Annotated in this window: 19 protein-coding genes; 18 read left to right on the top strand and 1 reads right to left on the bottom strand. The window is 63.8% G+C overall.

Annotated features, from left to right (window positions below; all coding sequences use genetic code 11):
- Positions 1 to 106 precede the first annotated feature (106 nt).
- The 16 genes from mraZ to lpxC all read left to right on the top strand — a co-directional run bounded on the left by mraZ (position 107) and on the right by lpxC (position 17,819).
- Positions 107 to 562 carry a division/cell wall cluster transcriptional repressor MraZ gene (mraZ, locus tag VG99_RS04715; protein WP_044498553.1) on the top strand — a complete coding sequence of 152 codons (456 nt, stop codon included), beginning with the start codon at positions 107 to 109 and terminating at the stop codon, positions 560 to 562.
- On the top strand, positions 559 to 1,500 hold the full coding sequence (gene rsmH / locus VG99_RS04710; RefSeq protein WP_044498552.1) for a 16S rRNA (cytosine(1402)-N(4))-methyltransferase RsmH: 942 nt from the start codon (positions 559 to 561) through the stop codon (positions 1,498 to 1,500). Before mraZ ends, rsmH begins: the two co-directional genes overlap by 4 nt.
- The gene (gene ftsL, locus VG99_RS04705; RefSeq protein ID WP_044498551.1) at positions 1,497 to 1,811 is read left to right on the top strand and encodes a cell division protein FtsL; all 315 of its coding nucleotides are present in this window, start codon (positions 1,497 to 1,499) and stop codon (positions 1,809 to 1,811) included. Before rsmH ends, ftsL begins: the two co-directional genes overlap by 4 nt.
- Positions 1,808 to 3,553, top strand: a complete 1,746-nt coding sequence (locus VG99_RS04700) for a peptidoglycan D,D-transpeptidase FtsI family protein (protein WP_044498550.1) — start codon at positions 1,808 to 1,810, stop codon at positions 3,551 to 3,553. The genes ftsL and VG99_RS04700 overlap by 4 nt, the downstream gene beginning before the upstream one ends.
- Positions 3,553 to 5,001, top strand: a complete 1,449-nt coding sequence (locus tag VG99_RS04695; protein WP_082050076.1) for a UDP-N-acetylmuramoyl-L-alanyl-D-glutamate--2,6-diaminopimelate ligase — start codon at positions 3,553 to 3,555, stop codon at positions 4,999 to 5,001. The genes VG99_RS04700 and VG99_RS04695 overlap by 1 nt, the downstream gene beginning before the upstream one ends.
- On the top strand, positions 4,994 to 6,367 hold the full coding sequence (locus tag VG99_RS04690) for a UDP-N-acetylmuramoyl-tripeptide--D-alanyl-D-alanine ligase (protein WP_044498548.1): 1,374 nt from the start codon (positions 4,994 to 4,996) through the stop codon (positions 6,365 to 6,367). Before VG99_RS04695 ends, VG99_RS04690 begins: the two co-directional genes overlap by 8 nt.
- A 5-nt stretch (positions 6,368 to 6,372) precedes the next feature.
- Positions 6,373 to 7,455 carry a phospho-N-acetylmuramoyl-pentapeptide-transferase gene (gene mraY, locus VG99_RS04685; protein WP_044498547.1) on the top strand — a complete coding sequence of 361 codons (1,083 nt, stop codon included), beginning with the start codon at positions 6,373 to 6,375 and terminating at the stop codon, positions 7,453 to 7,455.
- 10 nt (positions 7,456 to 7,465) lie between these two features.
- Positions 7,466 to 8,815, top strand: a complete 1,350-nt coding sequence (gene murD / locus VG99_RS04680) for a UDP-N-acetylmuramoyl-L-alanine--D-glutamate ligase (RefSeq protein ID WP_044498546.1) — start codon at positions 7,466 to 7,468, stop codon at positions 8,813 to 8,815.
- Positions 8,812 to 9,990 carry a putative lipid II flippase FtsW gene (ftsW, locus tag VG99_RS04675; protein WP_044498545.1) on the top strand — a complete coding sequence of 393 codons (1,179 nt, stop codon included), beginning with the start codon at positions 8,812 to 8,814 and terminating at the stop codon, positions 9,988 to 9,990. Before murD ends, ftsW begins: the two co-directional genes overlap by 4 nt.
- Positions 9,980 to 11,053 (top strand): undecaprenyldiphospho-muramoylpentapeptide beta-N-acetylglucosaminyltransferase, encoded by a 1,074-nt coding sequence (gene murG / locus VG99_RS04670; protein WP_044498544.1) that lies wholly within the window; start codon positions 9,980 to 9,982, stop codon positions 11,051 to 11,053. The genes ftsW and murG overlap by 11 nt, the downstream gene beginning before the upstream one ends.
- 22 nt (positions 11,054 to 11,075) lie before the next feature.
- Positions 11,076 to 12,494 (top strand): UDP-N-acetylmuramate--L-alanine ligase, encoded by a 1,419-nt coding sequence (gene murC / locus VG99_RS04665; protein WP_044501445.1) that lies wholly within the window; start codon positions 11,076 to 11,078, stop codon positions 12,492 to 12,494.
- Positions 12,494 to 13,411, top strand: a complete 918-nt coding sequence (locus VG99_RS04660; RefSeq protein ID WP_044498543.1) for a D-alanine--D-alanine ligase — start codon at positions 12,494 to 12,496, stop codon at positions 13,409 to 13,411. The genes murC and VG99_RS04660 overlap by 1 nt, the downstream gene beginning before the upstream one ends.
- A gap of 13 nt (positions 13,412 to 13,424) precedes the next feature.
- Complete coding sequence (locus VG99_RS04655) at positions 13,425 to 14,288, top strand: cell division protein FtsQ/DivIB (RefSeq protein WP_082050075.1); 864 nt, start codon at positions 13,425 to 13,427, stop codon at positions 14,286 to 14,288.
- A gap of 2 nt (positions 14,289 to 14,290) precedes the next feature.
- Entirely contained in the window at positions 14,291 to 15,523 is a 1,233-nt protein-coding gene (gene ftsA, locus VG99_RS04650) for a cell division protein FtsA (protein ID WP_044498542.1), read from the top strand.
- 99 nt (positions 15,524 to 15,622) lie between these two features.
- Positions 15,623 to 16,795: a cell division protein FtsZ gene (ftsZ, locus tag VG99_RS04645; protein WP_044498541.1), complete on the top strand. Its 1,173-nt coding sequence runs from the start codon at positions 15,623 to 15,625 to the stop codon at positions 16,793 to 16,795.
- Between the two features lie 112 nt (positions 16,796 to 16,907).
- Positions 16,908 to 17,819 carry a UDP-3-O-acyl-N-acetylglucosamine deacetylase gene (gene lpxC, locus VG99_RS04640; RefSeq protein ID WP_044498540.1) on the top strand — a complete coding sequence of 304 codons (912 nt, stop codon included), beginning with the start codon at positions 16,908 to 16,910 and terminating at the stop codon, positions 17,817 to 17,819.
- Between the two features lie 43 nt (positions 17,820 to 17,862).
- Here lpxC and VG99_RS15665 read toward each other — a convergent pair whose 3' ends face one another.
- Entirely contained in the window at positions 17,863 to 18,324 is a 462-nt protein-coding gene (locus VG99_RS15665) for a DUF721 domain-containing protein (protein WP_076939724.1), read from the bottom strand.
- A gap of 71 nt (positions 18,325 to 18,395) precedes the next feature.
- On the opposite strand from VG99_RS15665, the gene VG99_RS04635 reads away from it, so the two are divergent.
- Positions 18,396 to 19,325 (top strand): M23 family metallopeptidase, encoded by a 930-nt coding sequence (locus VG99_RS04635; RefSeq protein ID WP_044501443.1) that lies wholly within the window; start codon positions 18,396 to 18,398, stop codon positions 19,323 to 19,325.
- A gap of 186 nt (positions 19,326 to 19,511) precedes the next feature.
- Entirely contained in the window at positions 19,512 to 22,253 is a 2,742-nt protein-coding gene (secA, locus tag VG99_RS04630) for a preprotein translocase subunit SecA (RefSeq protein ID WP_044498539.1), read from the top strand.
- Positions 22,254 to 22,330 lie beyond the last annotated feature (77 nt).

Here is a 22,330-nt window from a genome sequence, read left to right as displayed (position 1 = left end):
TGGGCGCCTTTCTATAGTGTGCGAAAGTGGGCTGAAGTGGGTGAAAGTGGATTTTTCTGGGCTGGACGTTGTCCAAGCTGTGGTCTCATCAGGGGAATAATAAAACGTGTTTCGTGGAGCGAACGCCATCAATCTGGACGCCAAGGGGCGACTTGCGATGCCTGCCCGGTATCGTGATCGTCTGCTGGATTCCTGTGGCGGTCAGCTTGTCGCGACTATTGCCCTCGAAGAACGCTGCCTGTGGATCTATCCCCTGCATGAATGGGAGGCCGTCGAGCAGCAGCTACGCAAGGCGCCCAACATGCACCCCGCGGTCAAACGACTCAATCGTCTGTTGATCGGTAATGCCAATGAAATAGAACTGGACAGCCATGGCCGCTTCGTCGTGCCACCGTTGTTACGCGATCATGCCGGCCTCGACAAGAAAGTCATGCTGGTGGGTCAATTGAGCAAATTCGAGCTGTGGAGTGAAGAGGTCTGGCAGACCACCACCGCCGCTTACCTGGAAGAAGAGCAGGACGTTGGCGAGTTGCCGGCGGAACTGCACTCGTTGAGTCTATGAATCAGCAGACCGAATTGAAACATGTCAGTGTACTGCTGAACGAAGCGCTGGAAGGTCTCGCGGTTCGCCCGGAAGGTACTTATATAGACGGCACCTTTGGCCGGGGTGGGCATAGCCGTGCCATCTTGCAGCAGCTGGCCGATGGGGGGCGGCTGCTCGGGTTCGACAAGGACCCGGAGGCGATCCGGGTCGGTAACCAGCTGGCGGCCGAAGACGGCCGCTTTGTCGTTGTACAACGCTCATTTGCCGACATGGCCGAAGAGCTGCGTGAGCGCGGCCTGTACGGCCAGGTCGATGGCGTGTTGCTCGATCTGGGCGTGTCCTCGCCGCAACTCGACGACCCGGAACGGGGCTTCAGCTTCCTCAATGACGGCCCGCTGGACATGCGCATGAATCCCGATGTCGGCCAGAGCGCCGCCGACTGGATCAACAATGCCGACGAGGCCGATATTGCCACCGTACTCTGGGAGTACGGCGAGGAACGCTTTTCCCGGCGTATGGCCCGGGCGATCGTCAACCGCCGCGCCGAGCAGCCATTCACCCGCACCGCCGACCTGGCCGAAGTGATCAAGGTTGCCAACCCGGCGTGGGAAAAGCACAAGCATCCGGCCACCCGTGCGTTCCAGGGTATCCGCATCTTCATCAACCGCGAGCTTGAGGATCTGGCAGACGGCCTGCGCGCTGCGCTGGAGGTCCTGGCCCCTGGTGGGCGCCTGGCGGTGATCAGCTTCCATTCCCTCGAGGATCGCCAGGTCAAGCAGTTCATGCGCCGCGAAGCCAAGGGCGAGCCCTTGCCCCGTGGCCTGCCGGTGCGCGACGCCGATATCCATACCAGCCTGAAGCTGGTGGGCAAGGCGATCAAGCCGTCCGCCGCCGAGATCGCCGCCAACCCCCGGGCGCGCAGCGCGGTATTGCGCGTGGCGGAGAAACACAGATGACCGATCAGGCCCAGTCCCCCGTCAGCAATGCCCGCATCGGCCTGCCCGCGAGCAGCGGCTGGTTGCTGATTGTCTGGGTGCTGATCCTCGGCAGCGGCCTGGCAGTGCCCTACAGCGCCCACTGGAGTCGCCAGTTGCTCAATGAGCTGGCCACGGAAATGACCCAGCGGGAGAAAGCCCAGGCCGAATGGGGCCGGCTGGTTCTGGAGCAGAGCACCTGGACTGCCCACAGTCGGGTGGAAGCCATTGCGACCCGGGAGCTGGGCATGCGGGTACCGGAGCCGAACGAAGTGGTCCTGGTGCGCCCATGAAGAAATTCTCGTTCAAGCCCAATGGCAGCCTCTATCCCTGGCGTTTTCGCCTGGTCATCGGCCTGCTCGGGCTGTGCTGCGTGGCGGTGACCTGGCGGATCGCCGAGCTGCACGTGCTGGACGAAGGGTTCCTGAAGAACCAGGGTGACAAGCGCAGCGTTCGCCACGTGCCGATTCCCGCCCATCGCGGGCAGATCACCGATCGTAATGGCGAACCCCTGGCCATCAGCACCCCGGTGCTGACGATCTGGGCCAACCCGACCCAGTTGATCCACCAGCGCTCCCATTGGCCCGCCCTGGCCAAGGCGCTCGGCACCGACCTCGGTACCTTCAGCGAGCGGCTGCAGAGCAATGCCGACAAGGAATTCATCTACCTGCGCCGGCGCATGGTGCCCGCCGCGGGCGACGCCGTCATGGCGCTCAAGGTGCCGGGTGTCTACGGCATCGAGGAGTACCGCCGCTTTTACCCCGCAGGGGAGGTGACCGCTCACCTAGTGGGCTTTACCAACGTCGATGAAAAGGGCCAGGAAGGTATCGAGCTGGCCTATGACCATTGGCTCGAAGGCGTACCCGGCAAGCGGCAGGTACTGCAGGACCGCCGCGGCCGGCTGATCAAGGACGTGCAGGTGGTGCAGAACGCGCGCCCCGGTAACGACCTGACCCTGTCCATCGACCTGCGCCTGCAATACCTGGCGCACCGGCAACTGCGTGAAGCCCTGCAGGAGTTCGAGGCCAGTGCCGGCTCCATCGTCATGCTCGACGTGCGCACCGGGGAAGTGCTGGCGATGGTCAATCACCCGACCTACAACCCGAACAACCGCGCCAAGCTCAAGCCGGACATGATGCGTAACCGCGCCCTGATCGACGTGTTCGAGCCGGGCTCCACGGTCAAACCGATCTCCATGAGCGCCGCACTGGCGTCGGGTCGCTGGTCGCCTACCGATGAGGTCAATGTTTACCCCGGCACACTGCGGATCGGCCGCTATACCATCCGCGACGTGTCCCGCGCGCCCGGCGGCGTGCTGGACCTGACCGGCATCCTGCTCAAGTCCAGTAACGTCGGGATGAGCAAGATCGCCTTTGATATCGGCGGGCCGGCGCTGCGCGAAACCATGCAGAACGTCGGCTTCGGTCAATACACCGGCCTGGGCTTCCCCGGCGAGCGGGTCGGCAATCTGCCCAGTTTCCGTGAATGGCGCCAGGCCGAGACAGCGGCCCTGTCCTATGGCTATGGCCTGTCGGTGACCACCATGCAGATGGCCCAGGCTTACGCCATCCTCGCCAATGATGGGCGCAAGGCGCCGATGTCGTTGCTGCGGCTCAACGAGAAGCCCGACACCCAGCAGATGATTCCCGAAGATGTGGCCCGTACCGTACAGGGCATGCTGCAACAGGTCATCGAGCTGCCGGGCGGTACTTTCCGGGCGCAGGTGCCCGGTTATCACGTGGCAGGCAAGAGCGGCACGGCGCGCAAGACCAGCGTCGGCAGCAAGGGCTACAAGGAAGACTCCTATCGCTCCCTGTTTGCCGGTTTTGCCCCCAGCACCGACCCGCGCATCGCCATCGCGGTGGTGATCGACGAGCCAACCAAGGGTGGTTACTACGGTGGTCTGGTTGCGGCACCCGTATTCAGCGGCTTGATGTCCAACGCCCTGCGCCTGCTGAATATCGCGCCCGATAACCTGGCGGACATGCAACAGGTCGAACTGCCCACGGTGAAGCAAGAGGAGGAGCGCGGATGATGCAGCTCCAGCAGCTTCTTCCCCAATGGCAAGGCGCCCCGGTGACCATCACCGGGTTGGCCCTGGACAGCCGCAAGGTGGCGCCGGGCTACCTGTTTCTCGCCGTACCCGGCCTGCGTCACGACGGGCGTGACCATATCCAGCAAGCCATCGCTGCGGGCGCCGCTGCGGTGGCCTACGAAGCCGCAGACGGCTTCAGCGTCGATGCGGCGCTGCCGCTGGTGCCGGTGGCGCACCTGGCCGCCGAGCTGTCCGCCATCGCCGGGCGCTTCCATGGTCAGCCGGCCGAGCGCCTGGGCCTGATCGGGGTCACCGGCACCAACGGCAAGACCAGCGTCAGTCAGATGATTGCCCAGGCCTTGAACGGAGTGCAGCAGCGCTGTGGCGTTATCGGCACCCTGGGCAGCGGTTTGCCGGGCGCCTTGCTTGATCATGGCATGACGACCCCCGATGCGCTGGCCGTGCAGGAACAGCTTGCTTCCCTGCTGGCCCAGGGCGCCGAGCGGGTGTGCATGGAGGTGTCATCCCACGCGCTGGAGCAGGGCCGGGTTGCTACGCTGCAGTTCGATGTCGGGGTGTTCACCAACCTGAGCCGCGATCATCTGGATTACCACGGCGACATGGCCAGCTACGGCGCAGCCAAGGCGCGGTTGTTCAGCCAGTCCCGCGCTGCGGTCATCAACCTGGATGACAGTTTCGGCCGGCAGCTGGCCGCGAGCTGTCCGGTACCGCGACTCACCTACAGCCTGAGCGATGACAGCGCTGACCTGTATTGCCGCGACATCCAATTCGACGGCGCGGGCATCAAGGCCCGTCTGCACACCCCGGCCGGCAGTGCCGAGCTGCGCAGTCCGCTGCTGGGTACCTTCAACCTCGCCAATGTGCTGGCGGTGGCCGGCACCCTGCTGACCCTGCAGATACCCCTGGCGCAGGTGGTGGCGCTGATCGCTGATCTACTGCCGCCGGATGGCCGTATGCAGCGCCTCGGCGGCCAGGGTCAGCCGCTGGTGGTGATTGATTACGCCCACACCCCGGATGCCCTGGAAAAGGCACTCGCGGCGCTGCGCGCCCACGTCGCTGGCCGGCTGGTCTGCGTGTTCGGCTGTGGCGGGGACCGGGATCGCGGCAAGCGGCCGCTGATGGGCCGCATTGCCGAGCAGGGCGCTGACCTGGTCGTGGTAACCGATGACAACCCGCGTACCGAAGTATCCGCCGCCATCATTGATGAAATCCTTGCCGGTATTGAACAACCCCAGCAGGCCATAGTCATAGCCAACCGTGCCGAGGCCATCAACCAGACCATCGCCCGCGCCGAGCCGGGGGATGTGATCCTGCTGGCTGGCAAGGGGCATGAAACCTATCAGGAGATCCATGGGGTGCGTCACCCTTTCAGCGATATCGAACAGGCCAAACGCGCCTTGCAACACCGGGAGAACCATCATGCTTGAAGCGATGCGTCTCTCGGACCTACTCAAACCGCTCAATGCCAGCCTTGAGGGCGGCGATGCCAGTTTCGATAGCGTGAGCATCGATGCCCGCACGGTCCAGGCCGGCGGCCTGTTCGTCGCGCTGCCCGGCAGCCGTGTCGATGGCCATGATTTCATCGCCCAGGCCCGGGCCCGCGGCGCTACCGCCGCCCTGGTCGAGCGTCCGGTCGAAGACCCTCTTCCGCAATTGGTGGTGCATGACTGCGCCTATGCCCTGGGGCAGCTCGGTGCCTTGAACCGGGCGGCCTTCACCGGGCCGCTGGTTGCCATCACCGGCTCCAGCGGCAAGACCACGGTCAAGGAAATGCTCGCCTCGATTCTCGGCGAATGCGGCCGGGTACTGGCCACCCGCGGCAACCTGAATAACGAACTGGGCGTGCCCCTGACGTTGCTCGAGCTGGCGCCGGAGCACCAGTATGCAGTAGTGGAAATGGGCGCTGCGGCAAAGGGCGATATCGCCTACAGCATGCGCCTGGCCAAGCCGAGCGTGAGCGTGCTGACCAATGCTGGTACCGCCCATCTCGGCCGTTTCGGCAGCGAACAGGCCATTGCCGAAGCCAAGGGCGAAATCTTCGCCGGGCTGGAGCGCGATGGCCAGGGCGTGATCAATCTCGATAGTCCCTGGTTCGAAAGCTGGTACCAGGCACTCGGCGAGCGCAGAAAGCACGTGTTCAGCACACAGAATTCGACCGCCGAACTGCGCGCCGAAGGGGTGACCCTCGACGAGTCCGGCTGCCCGCGGTTCACGCTGATTTCCCCCTTTGGAGAAACCGTTATCCAGTTGCAGGTGGCCGGCGCACATAACGTGGCCAATGCCCTGGCGGCAGCGGGCGCAGCCCAGGCACTGAGTATTTCGCTGGATGCTATTGGCCGCGGCTTGGGCAAGCTGCAGCCCATGGCCGGCCGCGGCAAACGCCTGGCCGGGGAAAACGGCGCGGTGATCATCGATGACAGCTACAACGCCAACCCGGCGTCGGTGCGCGCTGCGATCGATCTGCTGGCCAGCCTGCCGGGCCAGCGTCTGCTGGTACTGGGCGACATGGGTGAACTGGGGGCGACGGAAGAACAAGCCCATGCGCAGATCGGTGCCTACGCCAAGGCCCAAGGCCTGGACGGCCTGTATGTGACCGGGCGGTTGTCCGCACTGGCCGCTGCCGAATTCGGCGAAGGCGGTCAGGTATTTGCCGATCGCGCGGCATTGTCGGCGGCACTCAGAACACGGCTGGACCCGCAAACGCGGGTGCTGGTCAAGGGCTCGCGCAGCGCGGGCATGGAAGAGGTCGTCGCCGCTCTGGTGGCAGGCTCGCAGATCAGGGAAGAGGGCTAGCCGACATGCTGCTGATACTTGCTCAATATCTCCAACAATTTCACACCGGGTTCGGTGTTTTCCAGTACCTGACCCTGCGGGGCATCTTCGGGGTGCTCACGGCGCTGGCGCTGGCGCTGTTCCTGGGGCCCTGGATGATTCGCACCCTGCAACTGCGCCAGATCGGCCAGTCGGTGCGCAACGACGGCCCGCAGTCGCACCTGTCCAAAAAGGGCACGCCTACCATGGGTGGTGCGCTGATCCTGATGGCGATCACCGTCAGCACCCTGTTGTGGGCCGACCTCAGCAACCTCTATGTCTGGGTGGTGCTGGGGGTGACGGTCAGCTTCGGGGCCATCGGCTGGGTCGACGATTACCGTAAGGTGGTGGAGAAGAATTCCCGTGGCCTGCCGTCGCGCTGGAAATACTTCTGGCAATCGGTGTTCGGCCTGGTCGCCGCCGTGGTGCTGTATATGGCGGCCGATACCCCCGCCGACACCACGCTGATCGTGCCGTTCTTCAAGACAATCGAATTTCAGCTGGGTGCCTTTTTCATCGTCCTGACCTATTTCGTCATCGTCGGGGCCAGCAACGCGGTCAACCTCACCGACGGGCTCGATGGTCTGGCAATCCTGCCCACGGTCATGGTCGGTGGCGCGCTGGGCATTTTTGCCTACCTGTCAGGCAACTTCCAGTTTTCGCAATACCTGCTGATCCCCTATGTGCAGGGCTCCGGGGAGCTGCTGATCTTCTGCGGCGCGCTGATCGGCGCCGGCCTCGGTTTCCTCTGGTTCAACACCTATCCGGCCCAGGTGTTCATGGGCGATGTGGGTGCGCTGGCGCTGGGCGCCGCGCTGGGGGTGATCGCGGTGATCGTTCGCCAGGAAATCGTGTTGTTCATCATGGGCGGCATCTTCGTGGTCGAGACCCTGTCGGTGATCGTCCAGGTCGCTTCGTTCAAGCTGACCGGCCGCCGGGTATTTCGCATGGCGCCGATTCACCACCATTTCGAATTGAAGGGCTGGCCCGAGCCACGGGTCATTGTGCGTTTCTGGATCATCACCGTGGTACTGGTGCTGATCGGCCTGTCCACCCTGAAGCTGCGTTGAGGAATACAAGGTGTCACTGATCACCACGGACAAACAGCGGATCATCGTCGGCCTCGGCGCAACCGGTCTCTCGGTTGCGCGGTACCTGGCCGGACGCGATCTGCCGTTTGCCGTTTGCGACACCCGTGCCAATCCGCCGGGGCTGGACAAGCTCAAGCGCTTCGCGCCCATGGCTGATCTCTACCTGGGCGAGCTGGATGCCGCGCTGCTGGCCGGCGCCGATGAGCTGATCGTCAGTCCCGGCATCGCCCTGGCCACCCCGGCGATCAAGGCTGCGCTGGATGCGGGCGTCAGTGTGGTCGGCGATATAGAACTGTTCGCCCGCGAGGCGGATGCCCCCATCGTTGCCATCACCGGCTCCAACGCCAAGAGCACCGTCACCACCCTGGTGGGCGCCATGGCCGAGAAGGCTGGCCGGCAGGTGGCGGTGGGCGGCAATATCGGCACCCCGGCGCTGGATCTGCTGGACCAGCGGGCTGATCTCTACGTGCTGGAGCTATCCAGTTTCCAGTTGGAAACCACCTGGACGCTGAACGCCGAAGTGGCCACCGTGTTGAACGTCTCCGAGGACCACATGGATCGCTATGGCGATCTGCAGGCCTACCACCTGGCCAAACACCGCATCTTCCGTGGTGCCCGCCAGGTGGTGATCAACCGGGATGACGCCCTGACCCGGCCGCTGGTGGCCGATCAGCTGCCGTGCTGGAGCTTTGGCCTGTCCCGCCCCGATTTCCGCGGTTTCGGCCTCATCGAGAAAGATGGCGCCAATTGGCTGGCCTTTGAATTCAATGCCCTGATGCCCACCGCCGAACTGAAGATCCGTGGCGCCCATAACCAGGCCAATGCGCTGGCGGCGCTGGCCCTGGGCCACGCGGTCGGCCTGCCGCTGGACGCCATGCTGGCGACCCTGCGGGAGTTCGCCGGCCTGCCGCACCGTTGCCAGTGGCTCGGCCAGCATGGCGGCGTGGATTATTACGACGACTCCAAGGCGACCAACGTCGGCGCTGCCCTGGCCGCCATCGAAGGCTTTGGCGCCGATCTGGCCGGCAAGCAGGTACTGATTGCCGGTGGTGATGGCAAGGGCGCCGATTTCTCGGCGCTGGTTGCGCCCATCAGCCGTCATTGCCGCGCGGTCATCCTGCTGGGCCGGGACGCGCCGGTGCTGGAGCAATTGCTCACCGGCCATGTACCCGTGCAGCGGGTGGCGACCCTGGATGAGGCGGTGGCGGCGGCTGCGGCCGTGGCCGAACCGGGCGACGCGGTACTGCTGTCGCCGGCCTGTGCCAGCCTGGACATGTTCCGCAACTTCGAGGAGCGTGGCCGGCTGTTTGCCGACGCGGTCGGGAGGCTATCGGCATGATCTTCACCGAGGCCATGCAACGCTCCCTGGCGCCGCTGATCGGCGAGCGCCGTTTCGACCTGGATATGCCGCTGCTGGTAGGTAGCCTGGCGCTGCTCGGCCTGGGCCTGGTCATGGTCACCTCGGCTTCGATGGAAGTGGCCGCCGGGCAACTGGGCAGCCCCCTCTATTACATGAATCGCCAGCTGGTCTACATGCTCATCGGCCTGATCGCGATGATTGCCACCCTGGCGGTGCCCCTCAGCCTGTGGGAGCAGTTCCGCTTCCCGCTGCTGTTCCTGGGGTTCGCTCTGCTGATCGCCGTGCTGATCCCGGGGATTGGCCGGGAGGTCAACGGCAGCTGGCGCTGGATCGCCCTCGGGCCGATCAACGTGCAGCCCTCGGAGCTGGCCAAACTCTTTGCTGTGGTGTTCCTGGCCGGCTATCTGGTGCACCGCCGGGATGAGGTCAAGGAGCGCTGGTTCGGCTTTATCAAGCCGTTCATGGTGTTGGGCCCCATGGCCTGGTTGCTGATCATCGAGCCGGATTTCGGCGCCACCGTGGTGCTCATGGGCGCGGCCACCGGCATGCTGTTCCTCGGTGGGGTCGGCCTGTTCCGCTTCACTTTGCTGTTCGGCTCGCTGGGCGGCCTGGCGGCCTTGCTGGTGCTGTTCGAACCCTACCGGCTGCAGCGCCTGACCAGCTTCCTCAACCCCTGGAATGATCCATACGGTACCGGCTATCAGCTGACCCAGGCGTTGATTGCCTTCGGCCGGGGCGAGTGGCTGGGCACGGGCCTGGGCAACAGCATCCAGAAACAGTTTTATCTGCCGGAAGCCCACACCGACTTCGTGTTTGCGGTACTCGCCGAAGAGCTGGGGCTGATCGGCGCGCTGGCGGCCTTCGCCCTGCTGATCTTTGTCGCGGTGCGTGCCTTGTATATCGGCCTGTGGGCCGAGAAGGCCGGCCGCTACTTTTCCGCCTACCTGGCCTACGGCCTGGCGATCATGTGGTGCGGCCAGGTGCTGATCAACGTGGGCGTGAATATCGGTCTGCTGCCGACCAAGGGGCTGACCCTGCCGTTCCTCAGCTATGGGGGCAGCTCATTGGTGGTCTGTTGCATCAGCCTGGGGCTGCTGCTGCGGATCGACTGGGAGCGCCGGCAGGCGCTGCGGGAGGCTGCCCATGGCCAGTAAGATCCTGATCATGGCGGGCGGCACGGGCGGACACGTGTTCCCGGCCCTGGCTTGCGCCCGGCAATTGCAGCGGCAGGGCTACGAGGTGCACTGGCTGGGCACCCGCCGCGGTATCGAGGCCGAACTGATCCCGGCTGCCGGCATTCCCGTACATTACATCGATATCCAGGGACTACGCGGCAAGGGCAAGGCTGGCCTGCTGAAGGCGCCGGTGCGGCTGCTGCGTGCCTTGAGTCAGTCCCTCAAGGTCGTCCGCCAGCTGCAGCCGGTGTGCGTACTGGGCGCCGGCGGTTATGTCACCGGCCCGGGTGGCGTCGCGGCCTGGCTGCGGCGCGTCCCCCTGGTGATCCATGAACAGAACGCTGTGGTGGGCACCACCAACCGGCTGCTGGCGAAAATCGCCGCGCGCCGTTGCGAGGGGTTCGATGGCAGTTTCGCGCCGGGCGTGGCGCGACGCAGCACCGGCAATCCCGTGCGCAACGAGATCTTCGCCGTACCGCCGATGGCCTGGGACGGCAGCCGTCCGCCACGCCTGCTGGTGCTGGGCGGCAGCTTGGGCGCCTTGCCCCTGAACAAGCTGTTGCCGGAGGCGCTGGCGCAACTGCCCACCGAACTGCGGCCCCAGGTACGCCACCAGTGCGGCAAGCAACACGTGAGCGCTGCCTGTGAAGCCTATGCCGCTGCCGGCGTGGTCGCCGAGGTGGAAGCCTTCATTGCCGATATGGCCGAAGCCTACGCCTGGGCCGACCTGGTGGTATGCCGTGCGGGCGCGTTGACGGTAGCCGAGCTGGCTGCCGCCGGGCGCCCGGCGCTGCTGGTTCCGCTGCCCCACGCCATCGATGACCACCAGAGCGCCAACGCGCGCTATCTGGCTGACCGCGGCGCCGCCGAACTGCTGCCGCAAAAGATGCTTACCGCCGCGCTGCTGGCGCAGCGGCTGAACACCCTGTTTACCCAACCGGAGACGTTACAACTGATGGCAGAACATGCCCGCAAGCAGGCCAAACCCGACGCTACAGCGGATGTGGTCCGCGCCTGCCTGGAGGTTGCCCGTGAACACTAAGGCCACCTACAGCCTCCCAGCCATGCGCCGCATTCGCTGCATCCATTTTGTCGGTATCGGCGGGGTAGGCATGTGCGGCATCGCCGAAGTGCTGCTCAACCTCGGCTACGAGGTATCCGGTTCCGACCTGAAACGCTCCGCGGTTACCGAGCGCCTGGAGAGCTTCGGCGCCCGGGTGGATATCGGCCATCGTGCCGAGAACGTGCAGAACGCCGATGTGCTGGTGGTCTCCAGCGCCATCAACCCGAGCAACCCGGAAGTGGCCGCGGCGATGGAAAAGCGCATCCCGGTAGTGCCGCGCGCGGAAATGCTCGCCGAACTCATGCGCTATCGCCACGGCATTGCGGTTGCCGGTACCCACGGCAAGACCACCACCACCAGCCTGGTGGCCTCGGTGCTGGCCGCCGAGGGGCTGAGCCCGACCTTCGTTATCGGCGGTCGCCTGACCAGCGCCGGCACCAACGCCCAACTGGGCGAGAGCCGTTATCTGGTGGCCGAGGCCGATGAAAGCGATGCGTCCTTCCTGCACCTGCAGCCGATGACCGCCATCGTCACCAACATCGACTTCGACCACATGGCGACCTATGAGGGCGACTTCAATCGTCTCAAGCGCACCTTCGTCGAGTTCCTGCACAACCTGCCGTTCTACGGGCTGGCGGTGCTCTGCATCGACGATCCGGTGGTGCGCGAGATTCTGCCGCAGATCAATCGCCAGGTGATCACCTACGGCCAATCCCCGGACGCCGACATCCGCGCGGTGGATATCGAACAGCAGGGGATGCAGACCCATTTCACCGTGCTGCGTGAGGGCCACGAACCGCTGCGCGTATTCGTCAACATGCCCGGTGTGCACAACGTGCTCAACGCCCTGGCGACCATTGCCGTCACCGCTGACGAAGGCGTCAGTGACGAGGCCATCGTCAAGGGCCTGACCGGCTTCCAGGGCGTGGGCCGGCGCTTCCAGGTGCACGGCAACTTCCCGCTGGGTGACGACGGCGATGTGATGCTGGTGGATGACTACGGTCACCATCCCCGCGAAGTGGGCGCAGTCATCAAGGCCGTACGCGGCGGCTGGCCGGACCGGCGCCTGGTGATGGTGTACCAGCCCCATCGCTATTCGCGCACCCGCGATCTCTATGAGGATTTCGTCCAGGTACTGGGCGAGACCAACGTGCTGCTGCTGATGGAGGTCTACCCCGCCGGGGAAGAGCCGGTGCCCGGGGCGGACAGCAAGCACCTGTGCCGCAGCATCCGGCTGCGCGGGCAGATCGACCCGCTGTATGTGGAGCGTGACGCGGACCTGATGCCGCTGCTGCGCGCGGTGCTGCAGCCGGGCGACATCCTGTTGACCCAGGGCGCCGGGGATATCGGCGGCCTGGCACCGCAGTTGGCCCAGGCGCTGACGCAGCTGGGCAATGAACGCAAGGGAGACAAGGCGTAATGGTCGACGTAAAAGCCTTTGGGCGGGTGGCAGTGCTGTATGGCGGCACCTCGGCGGAACGCGAGGTGTCACTGAAGTCCGGTGCCGCCGTGTTGGCGGCGCTGCAGGGCGCCGGGGTGGACGCCTTCGGCATCGACGCCGGCGCCGACCTCGCTGAACGCCTGCTGACCGAGCGGCCCGACCGGGTATTCATTGCGCTGCACGGCCGCGGTGGGGAAGACGGCAGCCTTCAAGGCCTGCTCGAATGCCTCAAGCTGCCCTACACCGGCAGCGGCGTGATGGCCTCGGCGCTGGGCATGGACAAGCTGCGAACCAAGCAGGTCTGGCAGAGCCTGGGCCTGCCGACCCCGGCCTACGCCGTGCTGCGCGATGAGCAGGAGTGCGCGGGTGTGGTTGAACGCCTGGGTACGCCGCTGATCATCAAGCCGATCCACGAGGGCTCCAGCATCGGCATGGCGCGGGTGGATTCACTGGCGACTCTGCAGCAGGCCTGGCAGGAGGCGCGCAAGTACGACGATGTGGCGTTGGTTGAGCAGTGGGTCACCGGGGCGGAGTTCACCGTGGCCATTCTCGACGGCAAGGTGCTGCCGGCCATTCGCCTGAGCACCCCCAACACCTTTTATGACTATCAGGCCAAGTACCTGGCCAGCGACACCCAGTACCAGTGCCCCTGCGGTCTGCCACCGGAGCGCGAAGCCGAGCTGGCCGAGCTCTGTCTGCAGGCCTTCAACGCCGTGGGTTGCCATGGTTGGGGCCGGGTAGACCTGATGCAGGACAGCGATGGCAACTTCTACCTGCTCGAGGTCAACACCTCGCCGGGCATGACGGACCACAGCCTGGTGCCCATGGCGGCTGCGGCGGCGGGCATGAGTTTCACCGATCTGGTACTGGCGATCCTCGCCAGCGCCCGTTACTGAGGGATTGCACATGTTGCCGGGGCTGATGATTCGGGATCAACGGGCAGGACGACCATTGGGGCGGCGCAGTGCGCCGACCCGGGGCGCCGTGCGCGTCACCCCGCCGGCCCCGCGCAGCTGGCCGCGGTGGAGCATGCCGTCGCTGAGCGACGCCCGGGGCCGTCTGCAGCAACTGCTCTGGCCGCTGCTGCTGGTAATCCTCGGCATGGGGCTGTTCGAACTGGTCAACCGCCTGCAGCCGCTGGCGCAGCGGCCGATCAGCGTGATCAACGTCGAAGGCGACCTGCAATATATCGACCGCGACTCGGTACACCAGAGCATTGCGCCCTACCTGAGCGAGAGCCTGCTGACCATCGACCTGGAGGCGCTGCGCGCCGACTTGCTGGCCATGCCCTGGGTGGCCAGCGCGGCCGTGACGCGGGTCTGGCCAGACCAATTGGTGATTACCCTGGACGAGCATCTGCCCGTAGCGCGCTGGGGTGACGCCGCGCTGTTGAATAACGCCGGTCGGGCCTTCGTGCCTGAACGGATTGACCGTTTCGAAGGTCTGCCACTGCTCAATGGGCCGGAGCGGGCCAAGCGCCGGGTGATGCAGACCTATCAGCAATTCAACCGCCTGCTGCGCCCCTATGGGCACCGGGTGGCGCATCTGGAACTGCGGGATCGAGGCAGCTGGTTCCTGACCACCCGCGAAGGTATCGAGATCCTGCTGGGGCAGGGTGATGTGGTGGAAAAAATGCAGCGCTTTCTGACCATCGACAAGCTGATGCTGTCGGAACGCCGCGAACTCATTGCGCGGGTTGACCTGCGCTACAGCAATGGCATGGCAGTGGCATGGCGCGAGCCTGCAACGGTTCAAACGGGGAGTAACGAGTAATCATGGCAAGCAAGCAGGGTAGCAGGATGATCGTCGGACTGGATATCGGCACCTCCAAGGTGGTCGCTCTGGTCGGCGAGATCGGCGCAGACGGTGAGCTGGAAATCGTCGGCATCGGCTCGCATCCGTCCCGCGGCATGAAGAAGGGCGTCGTGGTGAATATCGAGTCCACCGTGCAGTCCATCCAGCGCGCCATCGAAGAGGCGGAGCTGATGGCAGGCTGCCAGATCCACTCGGTGTTCGCCGGCATCGCCGGTAACCATATCCGCAGCATGAACTCCCATGGCATCGTCGCCATCCGCGAGGGTGAGGTGGTGCAGGCGGATATCGACCGGGTACTGGACGCCGCCCAGGCGGTGGCCATTCCTGCCGACCAGAAGGTGCTGCACATCCTGCCCCAGGAATACGTCATCGATAACCAGGAAGGCGTGCGCGAGCCACGCGGCATGTCTGGCGTACGCCTGGAAGCCAAAGTGCACCTGGTGACCTGCGCCATGAATGCAGTGCAGAACATCGAGAAATGCATCCGCCGCTGTGGCCTGGAAGTCGAGGATGTGATCCTCGAGCAGCTGGCCTCCAGCTACTCGGTGCTGACCGAGGACGAAAAGGAGCTGGGCGTATGCATGGTCGACGTTGGTGGTGGTACCACCGACATCGCCATTTTCACCGAAGGGGCGATCCGCCATACCGCAGTGATTCCGATCGCCGGCGATCAGGTCACCAACGACATCGCCATGGCCCTGCGCACCCCGACCCAGCACGCCGAAGAGATCAAGATCCGTTACGCCTGCGCCCTGGCCAAGCTGGCCGGCCCCGAGGAGACGATCAAGGTGCCGAGCGTGGGCGAGCGGCCGCCGCGGGATCTGTCCCGCCAGGCGCTGGCCGAGGTGGTCGAGCCGCGTTACGACGAATTGTTCACCCTGATCCAGGCCGAGCTGCGCCGGTCGGGGTACGAAGACATGATACCGGCCGGCATCGTACTGACCGGCGGCACCGCCAAGATGGAAGGTGCCGTCGAGCTGGCCGAAGAGATATTCCACATGCCGGTGCGCCTGGGCGTGCCGCAGGAATTCAAGGGACTGGCTGATGTAGTGCGCAACCCCATCTACTCCACCGGAGTAGGGTTGCTGCACTACGGCATGAAGCACCATGCCGATGGCAATCACAACAGTTCGGAGCAGAGCAGGGAATCACCGTTGATCAAGGTCAAGCGGTGGTTCAAGGGGAATTTTTAACAGACCCGCACAAGCGGGCAGTCGGGTAATCCGGCAGCAGTACCAAACGAAACGAAACCAGTTGAACAAGACGAGTGACAAACTCGAGGAGATGGGACCATGTTTGAATTGATTGATAACCTCCCGCAGAACGCAGTGATCAAGGTCGTCGGTGTCGGCGGTGGCGGTGGCAACGCCCTGCAGCACATGGTGGTCAACAATGTTGAAGGTGTGGACTTCATCTGCGCCAACACCGATGCCCAGGCACTGAAGAACATGACCGCCCGCACCGTGCTGCAACTGGGCTCGGCCGTCACCAAGGGCCTGGGCGCCGGGGCCAACCCGCTGATCGGCCGTGAGGCCGCCCTGGAAGACCGCGAGCGCATCGCCGAGGTGCTGCAGGGCGCCGACATGGTCTTCATTACCGCCGGCATGGGCGGTGGTACCGGTACCGGTGCCGCCCCGATCGTCGCCGAAGTGGCCCGGGAGATGGGCATCCTGACCGTGGCCGTGGTAACCAAGCCGTTCCCCTTCGAAGGCCGCAAGCGCATGCAGATCGCCGAAGAAGGTATCCGGGAGCTGGGCCAGCACGTTGACTCGCTGATCACCATTCCCAACGAGAAACTGCTGACCGTATTGGGCAAGGACGCCAGCCTGCTGTCCGCCTTCAGCAAGGCCAACGACGTACTGCTGGGCGCGGTACAGGGCATTGCCGACCTGATCATCCGTCCCGGCATGATCAACGTCGACTTTGCCGACGTCAAAACCGTGATGAGCGAAATGGGTATGGCGATGATGGGTACTGGCCACGCCAGCGGCCCGAACCGTGCCCGTGAAGCAGCCGAAGCGGCCATCCGCAGCCCGCTGCTGGAAGACGTCAACCTGATGGGTGCCCGCGGCATCCTGGTCAACATCACCGCTGGCCCGGACCTGTCCCTGGGTGAGTTCTCCGAAGTGGGTAACACCGTGGAAGAGTTCGCCTCGGAAACCGCTACCGTAGTCGTAGGTACCGTGATCGATCCCGAACTGCGCGACGAGCTGCGGGTCACCGTGGTCGCCACCGGTCTGGGTGCGCGGATGGAAAAGCCGGTCAAGGTGGTGGACAATACCCCTGCTCAGGCGACTACCCGTCAGTCGGATGCGGCCACGCCGAATTACCGCGATCTGGACCGCCCGACCGTGATGCGCAACTCCAACGCGGGCGGCAGCGCGGCGGCGCAGCGCCTGACCGCACCTGCGGAAGATCTGGATTATCTGGACATTCCGGCGTTCCTGCGGCGGCAGGCGGATTGATTTAGTCAATCACACGGATAGGGCTGATTGGTGTTCATCAAGGGCGGATTTTGCTACTATGTGCGCCACTTGTTGAAAATTATTCGCAACTAGAGCGGAAGCCAGTTCAAGCATGATCAGACAACGCACACTGAAAAACATCATCCGGGCCACCGGTGTTGGCCTGCATTCGGGTGAGAAGGTTTACCTCACGCTGAAACCGGCGCCGGTGGATGCCGGCATCGTGTTTCGCCGGACCGATCTCGACCCTGTGGCCGAGGTCCCGGCGAGTGCGTTATTCGTGGGCGAAACCACCATGTCCACTACCCTGATCAAGGATGGTGTCAAGGTGGATACTGTCGAGCATTTGCTATCTGCCATGGCGGGTCTGGGTATCGACAACGCCGTAGTGGAGCTCAGCGCCCCCGAGGTGCCGATCATGGATGGCAGCGCCGGTCCCTTCGTGTTCCTGATTCAGTCAGCGGGCATCGAAGAACAGGATGCGCCCAAACAGTTCATTCGCATCAAACGTGAAATCACCGTTGAAGAAGACGGCAAAACGGCGACCTTTGTCCCCTTCGAGGGCTTCAAGGTGTCGTTTGGCATCGACTTCGATCATCCGGTCTTCCGGGGTCGGAGCCAGTTCGCCAGCGTGGATTTCTCCAGTACCTCCTTCGTCAAGGAAGTCAGCCGCGCCCGTACCTTCGGCTTCATGCGGGACATCGAGTACCTGCGTTCGCAGAACCTGGCACTGGGTGGCAGCGTGGATAACGCGATCGTGGTGGACGAATATCGGGTGCTCAACGAAGACGGCCTGCGGTACGAGGACGAGTTCGTCAAGCACAAGATTCTCGACGCCATTGGCGATCTGTATCTGCTGGGCAAGAGCCTGGTGGGCGAATTCCGCGGCTACAAGTCGGGGCATGCGCTCAACAACAAGCTGTTGCGTGCGCTGCTGGCCAATGCTGACGCCTGGGAAATTGTCACCTTTGAGGATGCCGGAACCGCGCCCATCTCCTTCATGCGCCCGGCCGCTGCGGTCTGACATTTCCTCGTTTCGTTTGACGGCCACCTCGGTGGCCGTTTTTTTATGTGTCCGATTCGCCCCGGTGATGACGGGCCAATCGTTCCAGTGCCGAGCGCAGATTCGGGTCGCTGATATGGCCTGCGGTCTCGCTTAAACTCTCCGCTGCCACTGCCGATCGTCTCATTTTGCGAACTGGTGGTGCTTTTTTGACCAAAGGCGGTTGTACCTTGCAGTGTATTTTCGTTAAGGTTGCGAACTCCGCGTAAGTCTGTAGCTGTCGAATGAGGCGTCGCTGCTGATAACGGATCCGGGTTGCCCACTGACTGTCGGATACCAGCAAGCGAAGAACTCCCTCCCGATAGGAGGCGGCGCGGCAGTGTTCTCTGGCGGCGGGTTCGAGTACGGATTCGAGCAGGATCTGCAGTCGTTCCACCGCCCGAGCCTGGTTGAAAAGGCCCTTCAGGGTAGAGTGGGTTCTTAGCAGGTCGCCCGGGCGACGGGCATCCAGTGGATGAAAAGACATACAGTCGTCCGGAGTGGCTGAAACAGCGGTCATCGTAACAGAACCGCAGGACAGGTTTGGGGAACTACATCGTGAACATCATCATTCTAACCGGGCGCCAGGGTGCTACCAAGGCGCTGACGCTCGGCTCTCCCTGGGTTATTTCCGGGATTCTGGCCATTATCGCCATGCCCATCGCCGCTGCGCTGGTCACCTGGCAAATGAGCGGCGCCAGTGCGCCCGAGACCTCCCGCACAGCGCTGGATTACGAGCAGATCTGGGCCCAGTCGATCGAAGGATACGAGCTCGAAACCGACTATATAAAGGAAGAGTCCCAGGTTCAACTGGAGCACATGACCCAGCAGTTGAGCCGGCTGCAGACTCGACTGTCGCGCCTGGACGCCCTGAGCGAGCGGCTTACCGAGCTGGCGGACCTGTCCGACGGCGAATTCGACTTCAATACCGATCCCGGCATGGGTGGTCCGGAGCTGCCGAGCCATAGTGACGACTATGCAGGCGCGGATATCCAGACCGTCCTCGATCGCCTGTCCGCCCGCATCGACAACCGTACCCAGCAGCTGCGTTTGCTGGAAGAGCTGCTGCTCAACCGACAGAACGACGCCAATGCCATGCTCGACTTCCTCCCGGTCCAGACGGGCTATATTTCCTCCGGCTTCGGCCGGCGCACCGACCCGATCACCCGGCGCACCGCGACGCACTCGGGGCTGGATTTCGCCGCGCCGCGCGGTACCGAGATCTACGCCTTGGGGGCCGGCGTCGTGACCTTTTCCGGCCGCCGCGGCGCTTACGGCAACATGGTTGAGATCAGCCATGCCGGCGGCTACAAGACCCGCTACGCCCACGCCCAGGACCTGCTGGTCGAGAAGGGTGCATTGGTCAAGAAAGGTCAGCAGATTGCCACCGTGGGCTCTACCGGGCGCTCCACCGGCCCGCACCTGCACCTCGAGGTCTATCAGAACGGCATGGCGATCAATCCGGCTCGCTTTCTCGCGCTGAAATAGTCGTTTGTCCTTACCGCCCCGTCCGTCCTCTCCGGGCGGGGCCAGTCCCCCCTCCGCTCCACCAAGCCCCTTCTGCCGTGACGGCGGTTTATTGTGCCGAGACTTTCAGAGTAGAATGGTTTTTTTCGGTGAATGGCCTGTGCACGGGCCAGCCTTGCCATCATCACAGGGATATCGAAGTCGATTATGTTTGCGCCTTTATTGAAGAAGATGTTTGGAAGCAAGAACGAGCGTGAGTTGAAGCGCATGTTGAAGACCGTTCATGCGATCAATGCCCTCGAAGAAGGCCTGAACCGTCTCAGCGATGACGAGCTCAAGGCCAAGACGGTTGAATACAAGGCGCGGGTAGGCAACGGCGAAAGTCTCGACTCCATACTCCCCGAAGCCTTTGCCCTGGTTCGCGAAGCGAGCAAGCGGGTGATGGGCATGCGGCACTTCGATGTGCAGCTCATTGGCGGCCTGGTGCTGCATGAAGGCAAGATCGCCGAGATGAAGACCGGTGAGGGCAAGACGCTGGTCTCCACCCTGCCGGCCTATCTCAATGCGCTGTCCGGCAAGGGCGTGCATGTGGTCACGGTGAACGACTACCTGGCCCGCCGCGATGCCAACCTGATGCGTCCGCTGCACGAATTTCTCGGCCTCAGCGTAGGCGTGGTGGTGCCCTTCCAGGACCCGGAAGAGAAGCGCGCCGCCTACCGTTGCGACATCACCTACGGTACCAACAACGAATTCGGTTTCGACTACCTGCGCGACAACATGGCGTTCCGCCTGGAGGACAAGTTCCAGCGTGAGCTGAACTTCGCCATTGTCGACGAGGTGGACTCCATCCTGATCGACGAAGCGCGTACCCCGCTGATCATTTCCGGTCCGGCGCAGGACAGTTCCAAGCTCTACACCGCCATCAACAAGCTGATCCCGCTGCTCAAGCGCGGCGTCAAGGCGGAAGAAGGCGAAGAGGGCGTTGACGGCCATTTCTTCATCGATGAGAAGTCCCGTCAGGTCGAGCTCAACGAGGAAGGCCACCAGTACGTCGAGGAGCTGCTGACCCAGGAGGGCCTGCTGCCTGAAGGGGACAGCCTGTACCAGGCGCAGAACCTCAACCTGCTGCACCACGTGCACTCCGCGCTGCGCGCCCACACCCTGTTCCACCGGGACATCGAGTACATCGTCAAGGACGGGCAGGTGCTGCTGGTTGACGAGCACACTGGCCGGACCATGCCCGGCCGGCGCCTGTCCGAAGGCCTGCACCAGGCGATCGAGGCCAAGGAAGGACTGAACATCCAGGCCGAAAGCCAGACCCTGGCTTCGACCACCTTCCAGAACTACTTCCGGTTGTACAACAGGCTGGCCGGCATGACCGGTACTGCCGATACCGAAGCCTTCGAGTTCCGCCAGATCTACAACCTCGACGTGGTGGTGATCCCGACCAACAAGCCGATGATCCGCAAGGATTACAACGACCTGGTCTACCTGACCATTGGCGAGAAATTCGCTGCCATCGCGGCCGACATCAAGGGCTGCATGGAAAGCGGTCGTCCGGTGCTGGTCGGTACCGCATCGATCGAGTCCTCCGAAGTGGTCTCGCAACTGCTGCACAAGGAAGGCATCGCCCACCAGGTATTGAACGCCAAGTACCACGAGAAGGAAGCCGAGATCATTGCCCAGGCCGGTCGCCCGGGTGCGGTGACCATCGCCACCAACATGGCGGGCCGTGGTACCGACATCATCCTCGGCGGCAGCTGGGAAGCGGAAATCGCCAGCCTGGAAAACCCCACCCCCGAGCAGATCGACCAGATCAAGGCCGAATGGCAGGAGCGCCACCAACAAGTGCTGGACGCCGGCGGTCTGCACATCATCGCCTGTGAACGCCACGAATCCCGGCGGATCGACAACCAGCTGCGCGGTCGCTCCGGCCGCCAGGGTGATCCGGGCTCCAGCCGCTTCTACCTGTCGCTGGAAGACAATCTCATGCGGATCTTTGCCTCCGATCGGGTGAAGAATTTCATGAAGGCGCTGGGGATGGAGAAAGGCGAGGCCATCGAACACCGCATGGTGACCAACGCCATCGAGAAGGCCCAGCGCAAGGTTGAAGGGCGCAACTTCGACATCCGCAAGCAGTTGCTGGAATACGACGACGTGGCCAACGAGCAGCGCAAGGTGATCTACACCCAGCGCAACGAGATCCTCGCCGCCGACTCGGTGGAAGACACCATCAAGGCCATCCGCGAAGACGTGGTCAATAGCACCATCAGCCAGTACATGCCGCCCCAGAGCGTGCCGGAACAGTGGGATATTCCCGGCCTGGAACAGCATCTACGGGCCGAGCTGGCGCTGGACCTGCCCATCCAGCAGTGGCTGGATGAAGACGACACCCTGCACGAAGAGGGCGTTCGTCAGCGGGTGCTGGATGAGCTGGTCAAGGCCTACGCCGAGAAAGAGGCCCTGACCGGGGCGCAAGCGCTGCGCTCCTTCGAGAAGCAGATGCTGCTGCGCGTGCTGGACGATCTGTGGAAGGAACACCTGGCGACCATGGACCACCTGCGCCAGGGTATCCACCTGCGCGGCTATGCCCAGAAGAACCCCAAGCAGGAATACAAGCGCGAGGCCTTCAACCTGTTCGAGCAGATGCTTGAGTCGATCAAGACCGACACCATCCGCGTGCTGAGCCACGTGCAGGTGCGCCGCGAAGATCCGGCCGAGGAAGAAGCCCGGCTGCGTCGCCAGGCCGAGGAGCTGGCCCAGCGCATGCAGTTCAAGCACGAGGAGCTGCCCGGCGTCGGTGAGGAGCCTGAAGAGCAGGCCGGCGAGCCCGCCGCACCGGCGCCCAGCACACCGGTTACCCGTGACGGGCCCAAGGTCGGTCGCAATGATCCGTGCCCCTGTGGCTCGGGCAAGAAATACAAGCAGTGCCACGGGAAGATCGGCTGAACCGCTGGTTCCGCCCAACCGTCGCCGCGCGTTCCCGCGGCGGCGCACCCGCCTGATAATGGCTCGCCGTTAACATA

Source organism: Pseudomonas saudimassiliensis (assembly GCF_000939975.1).
Lineage (GTDB): Bacteria > Pseudomonadota > Gammaproteobacteria > Pseudomonadales > Pseudomonadaceae > Halopseudomonas > Halopseudomonas saudimassiliensis.
This window is presented reverse-complemented; position numbering and strand designations above follow the sequence as displayed.

Excerpts from the sequence above, each read along its gene's own strand:
- mraY (WP_044498547.1), top strand. The coding sequence starts at position 6,373 with ATGCTGCTGATACTTGCTCAATATCTCCAACAATTTCACACCGGGTTC.
- murC (WP_044501445.1), top strand. The coding sequence starts at position 11,076 with ATGCGCCGCATTCGCTGCATCCATTTTGTCGGTATCGGCGGGGTAGGC.
- secA (WP_044498539.1), top strand. The coding sequence starts at position 19,512 with ATGTTTGCGCCTTTATTGAAGAAGATGTTTGGAAGCAAGAACGAGCGT.
- VG99_RS04695 (WP_082050076.1), top strand. The coding sequence starts at position 3,553 with ATGCAGCTCCAGCAGCTTCTTCCCCAATGGCAAGGCGCCCCGGTGACC.
- ftsZ (WP_044498541.1), top strand. The coding sequence starts at position 15,623 with ATGTTTGAATTGATTGATAACCTCCCGCAGAACGCAGTGATCAAGGTC.
- VG99_RS04660 (WP_044498543.1), top strand. The coding sequence starts at position 12,494 with ATGGTCGACGTAAAAGCCTTTGGGCGGGTGGCAGTGCTGTATGGCGGC.
- VG99_RS04690 (WP_044498548.1), top strand. The coding sequence starts at position 4,994 with ATGCTTGAAGCGATGCGTCTCTCGGACCTACTCAAACCGCTCAATGCC.
- rsmH (WP_044498552.1), top strand. The coding sequence starts at position 559 with ATGAATCAGCAGACCGAATTGAAACATGTCAGTGTACTGCTGAACGAA.
- murG (WP_044498544.1), top strand. The coding sequence starts at position 9,980 with ATGGCCAGTAAGATCCTGATCATGGCGGGCGGCACGGGCGGACACGTG.
- ftsW (WP_044498545.1), top strand. The coding sequence starts at position 8,812 with ATGATCTTCACCGAGGCCATGCAACGCTCCCTGGCGCCGCTGATCGGC.
- VG99_RS15665 (WP_076939724.1), bottom strand. The coding sequence starts at position 18,324 with ATGTCTTTTCATCCACTGGATGCCCGTCGCCCGGGCGACCTGCTAAGA.
- ftsL (WP_044498551.1), top strand. The coding sequence starts at position 1,497 with ATGACCGATCAGGCCCAGTCCCCCGTCAGCAATGCCCGCATCGGCCTG.
- ftsA (WP_044498542.1), top strand. The coding sequence starts at position 14,291 with ATGGCAAGCAAGCAGGGTAGCAGGATGATCGTCGGACTGGATATCGGC.
- VG99_RS04700 (WP_044498550.1), top strand. The coding sequence starts at position 1,808 with ATGAAGAAATTCTCGTTCAAGCCCAATGGCAGCCTCTATCCCTGGCGT.
- lpxC (WP_044498540.1), top strand. The coding sequence starts at position 16,908 with ATGATCAGACAACGCACACTGAAAAACATCATCCGGGCCACCGGTGTT.